This window comes from Streptomyces sp. NPDC044064 (genome assembly GCF_056434245.1).
The window spans coordinates 1-4,578 of sequence record NZ_JBWKFN010000071.1 but is presented as its reverse complement, the minus strand read 5'-3'; the positions used below and the strand labels follow the sequence as shown (position 1 = coordinate 4,578).

Below are 4,578 nucleotides of genomic sequence, written 5' to 3'. Positions count from 1 at the left end.
GGAGGGTTACTGCCACCGGCAGATGATCGACGCGGTGCGCTACCTCGTCGACAACGGCATCAAGTGGCGGGCGATGCCCTGCGACTTCCCGCCCTTTCTGTGGAATCCGATCCGTCAAGTGGCTCGGAGGATCCCGCTGGTCGATATGTGTTGGCCGATTAGGCAGAAGGCCGAGAGACTCAGGCTGTGGACATGGGGATCTCTGGTTTCGAGCCGTCCTTCCTGGTCGGGCTCGAGGCGGTTCGACAGGCGCACGGATCACGTCTGGCGACGCTCGCCGGTAGGCGGTTGACGGGGTTCGCCATGGTGCGTTTCGCCGAGGACGGGGACTGGTTCGCCGACTGCCCAGTGGTGTTGGAGTTCGACGGCATCCAGGTGGAGGTCTGCCACTGGAAGCTCGACGAGCTCTCGATCGGCTGGGACACGATCGACACCGGGGCAGACATCGCCGGGTGGGAGTGGTTCGAGCTGACGCCCCAGTGGTCTCAGCGCGATGAGCGCCTCGAACCGTTCGTCGGCCAGGAACTGCGCGAGGTCGCGCTCCTTGAGTGGTGGCCAGCAGGCCGTGACCTGGCGGCTGGAACGGTGGCGGTGGAGTTTGCCTTCGCTGGGGGCTGTCTGCGGATCGTCAACGGACTCGACGAGAACCGCATCGAGGTCGGTGGGGCCCAGCCGGACTGCGTTCGGCACCGGCTGGGCCGATGAGTGCTACTGCCCTGTCGGTTTCCGGTTGATCTCAATGACCGGCAGCAGGGTGGCCTGAGCGGGGATCCCGATCTGCCGGGGAGTCGGCCCGGCCGGAGTAGGGACGTCGGCGAGTCGCTCCAGTAGCTGGTCAAGGGCGGCTTGGCCGTTGTCCACCGCGGCTCGTTCGTCGTCCGTCAGAGGGATGGCCGCGAGCATCTTCTGCAGGTTCTCCTTGGCCTCCAGGAGTTGGCCCTTGCTGGACGCCTTCGGTGTGTAGAAGTCGCAGCGTGCGCAGGCCATGCGGTGCTGGCACTGCTCGAAGAAGGTGTAGGTGCACCAGCCGTGGCCGAGGTCGTAGTACTGCCAGGGCTCGCCGTTCGCGGCGGCCCCGGAGGCGACAGCGTCACGGTCGACGAGTACTTCGACGGTGCGGACGTTGCGGGCGAAGTAGCCGGCGTCGTTGTAGGCCCTGGCCAGCGTGTTCGGGGTGATCTTCGCGTAGTGGGCCGTGGCTTCGGGCGTCCGGTGTCCGAGCCACTCCTGGAGCTCGAACAGGGTCATGGGCTCCTTGGCGTTGTAGAGCTGGCTGGCGATGGTGGAGCGGGCCCGGTGGCTGGTGATGTTGCCGCGGACATCGGCGGTGGGGACGCCAGCCTTGCTGCAGAGCATCGGGATGATCGCCGTGTTGATGTAGTGCTTGGAGACCCTGCGCGCGCGGAAGGTGAAGAGGAAGTCCGCACGCTCGTTGGTCTTCGGGTCGAGGATGGCGGGCTGGTCAGGTCGGACCGCCTGCCAGGCCTCGATCGCCTGCCCCAGCAGCGGGTCGACAGGCTTGGTGAACGCGGTGCCGGTCTTGTGGGTGGGCACGTCGAGCAGGCATACGGCGTCACGGGCCAGGACCTCGCTGGAGTCACCGGGGATGGGCAGGCCGTCGTTCTGCCAGCGAATGCAGCCGACCCGGAGTCGGGCGATCTCGTCGCTGCGTTGTCCGGCGAACAGCCAGGTCAGCGTGATGGCCCGGATCAGCTCGGCCGGGTAGGTGCGGCCGTCCGCAGTTGGCAAGTCACCACTCTCGACGTTCAGCCCGGCCCACAACAGCTTCGCCCAGATGTCATCCGCGATCACCCGGGGATCCGGACCCATGAGGGCTCGGACACTGCGAGGAGTCCTCAGCGCGTGGGCAGGGTTGAAGCGTTGCGGGATCCACTCCCATTCGTGCAGGTCGCGGAAGAACGCGCGGGGCACCTTCAGGTATCCGGACTTTGCCTCCGGGGTGAGCGGCTTGCCGATCCGGCCCTGGGACCGCATGCCCGCGGTCCACTGGGAGAAGTCGCCGACCGTCATGCGGTCAACCGCCGCGACCCAGGACGCGCAGGTCTGGCGGGTCCAATGCTCCGGTGCCGTGACCTCGGGATGCTCAGCGGCCAGCCACCGTCCGACCTTCGCGAGGACGCTTCGGTAGCTGGCGCGGACCTTCGGCGTCAGCGTCGAGGTCGCGTGCCAGCGCTCGACCCAGTCTGTCCAGCTGCTCGGGGCGCCCTTGATCGTCGTGGGCCCGGGGCCGTGCCGGGGACGCGGTGGCGGCTCGGCGTGGCCGAGAGCGGCAAGGGCGCGGTGGATCCCGTGGAGGTCGCTGGTCCACTGGCTCTCCTGCATGGACGGCGTCTCGCGAATCGCTGCCAGTGCCGAGCTGGACAGGTCCCCCAGCCGGGGACTGCGGTTCAGCAGCAGGATCTGGCAGATGGCCGAGGTGAGGCGGTCCGGGCCTCGCTGGTAGCCCCAGTCGCCCAGGACCGTCAGGACCTTCCCGACGGCGTCGTCGACCGCGGCCTCGCCGAAGACACGGCGGGCGAGCGTGGGCCGCTGGAAGCGTCCGACCTGCTCGAACGCGGTGAAGCCGCTGATGAGGTAGGCGTAGGCGATCAGGAACGGGCGGGCATTGGGGCCGATCTGGCCACCCCACAGACGCCGGAACTCGGCCCCAGACCGGTTGATCAAGCCAGCCCAGTCCTCGTCCGACCAGCCCCAGTAGGTGCGGCCGAGGTCGCCGCAGCGGACCAGGACGAGGCCGGCCGCGTCCCGGGCGAACCGTCTCTGGTGGCCCGTGCCCGGTGTCCAGTGGAGGCAGTCTCGGGCGTGTGCCAGCGGTTCGACGAGCCGGGCGGGAGCCGCCTGCGACGTGAGACCAAGGTGCCTGACCTGCTCGATCTCCAGGGTCTTGAGCGCTTGCACTTCGGTGCCGGTCAGGAGGGCTCGCCGGTCGTAGCGGGCGAGGTCGACCGGCCAGGCCCACGGGGCAGGCCGACCGTTGTCCGACGCGGCCGGCGTGGTCGTCGCGGTCACTGGCCTTTCACCCCGCCCGGGTGGCCGGCGCGGGTGAGCATGTCGATTCGCCAGGAGTGGATCTGCTGCATGCCGCGGTTCAGCTTCTCTGCGAGGTCCCGGCCCGACAGATAAATGTAGGTCATGGTCGAGTCGGTGTTGCGATGCCCGGCGAACGTCGCGATGGCGTGCAGTTCCCAGCCCATTCGGGCCAGGTCGGTCAGGCAGAGGTGCCGGGTGGTGTGGGTGGAGAAGCGCGGCAGATCGGCGGCCAGCGCGACGCGGCGGATAACCTTCGACCAGGTCCACAGGCTCAGCGGCTGCCCGTGGTTGCGGTGCGACTCCGACAGGAACAGCGGGCCGCGGGCCCGGCTGATCGTGGCTCGGTGCGCGAGGTAGCCGGACAGCAGAACGCCGGTCGGCGCGGAGTAGGGAACCACGCGCTCGCGTTGGGTCTTCGTCGTCTCCGCCCTGATCCGGAGCGTCCGGTGGGCCGGATCGAAGTCGTCAGTCCGCAGCGAGCACAGCTCCTCGCGCCGCAATGCGGCGTCGTAGGCCAGGGCGAGCATCACCCGGTTCCGTACCGGCTCTCGGCGCATGACGTCCAGCAGGTCGAGCCACTGCTGTTCGCTGGGGATCCAGGGCAACTTCACCAGGCGCGGCACCAAACCGCGCTCGTGGCTCCCGAACTTCCGACCGGGTGTGTAGCGGCCGCGGCCGACCGGGTTCGACTCCCTCAGCCCCTCCTCGATCAGGTAGTCGTAGAACAGCCGCACCGGCACCAGCCGCTGCTGCAGTGTCGCGTTCGCCAGACCCGCCCCGGAGTCCATTGCGACCACGTTGGCTCCCCGCTGGCTCGGCCGCGTGGACAGATCCTTCACGAACGCGGCCACGTGCAGCCGGCCCGCGGTCGCCGGGTCGACGCCGTCCCGCTCGCAGATCAGCAGGTACTCGGCCAGGCCCCGGGCGTAGGCGTCGATCGTCCGCGGTGCCCGACCCAGGTCCGTCCAGACCCGCAGCCACTCAGCCGCCCGTTCATGCCGGCCCAGGACCGGCCACTTCTCCTCCAGCACCACCGTGTTGCCCAACACGCCTCCTCAGCCCGTGGGGAGGCCGCAGGATACGAGATCCATCCTGCGGCCTGTGATTCCACGTAACTGATAGGCCGCGGGTGTATGCCTTCTTCGCCCGCTGGCGGGATGCGGGCCTGGTGGACGAGCTGCACGACCGGCTGCGGGCAGCCGTCCGCCGGACTGAGGGCCGTGAGGAGGAGGCGAGTGCGGCGGTCGTGGACTCACAGTCGGTGAAGGCGGACGCCACCGTTTCCTTGGCTTCACGAGGTTACGACGCCGGGAAGAAGATCAACGGACGCAAGCGGCACCTGCTCACCGACACCGTCGGACTCCTGCTGGACGTGCTGGTCACGCCGGCGTCCACGACCGACCGGGACGCCGCCCGCATCCTGCTGCCCGCGGCAAGGAGTCGCCTGCCGCGGCTTTCTTTGATCTGGGCCGACAGCGGCTACCGCGGCCACCTCCAGGACTGGGCTGCCCAGCACCTCGGACTCGT

The 4,578-nt window shown here is 68.9% G+C and carries 4 protein-coding genes; 2 read left to right on the top strand and 2 right to left on the bottom strand.

Annotated features, from left to right (window positions below):
• Positions 1-192 precede the first annotated feature (192 nt).
• The gene (locus AC07DS_RS46210) at positions 193-705 is read left to right on the top strand and encodes a hypothetical protein (RefSeq protein ID WP_479154729.1); all 513 of its coding nucleotides are present in this window, start codon (positions 193-195) and stop codon (positions 703-705) included.
• A 3-nt stretch (positions 706-708) separates the two neighbouring features.
• On the opposite strand, the gene AC07DS_RS46205 is transcribed toward AC07DS_RS46210, so the two are convergent.
• Entirely contained in the window at positions 709-3,030 is a 2,322-nt protein-coding gene (locus tag AC07DS_RS46205) for a tyrosine-type recombinase/integrase (protein ID WP_479154728.1), read from the bottom strand.
• Positions 3,027-4,100, bottom strand: coding sequence for a tyrosine-type recombinase/integrase (locus AC07DS_RS46200; RefSeq protein WP_479154727.1), 1,074 nt, complete (start codon positions 4,098-4,100; stop codon positions 3,027-3,029). Before AC07DS_RS46200 ends, AC07DS_RS46205 begins: the two co-directional genes overlap by 4 nt.
• Positions 4,101-4,180: 80 nt before the next feature.
• Between AC07DS_RS46200 and AC07DS_RS46195 the strand changes: the two genes are divergently transcribed.
• A partial coding sequence (locus tag AC07DS_RS46195; protein WP_479154726.1) for a transposase occupies positions 4,181-4,578 on the top strand: 398 nt, incomplete at its 3' end.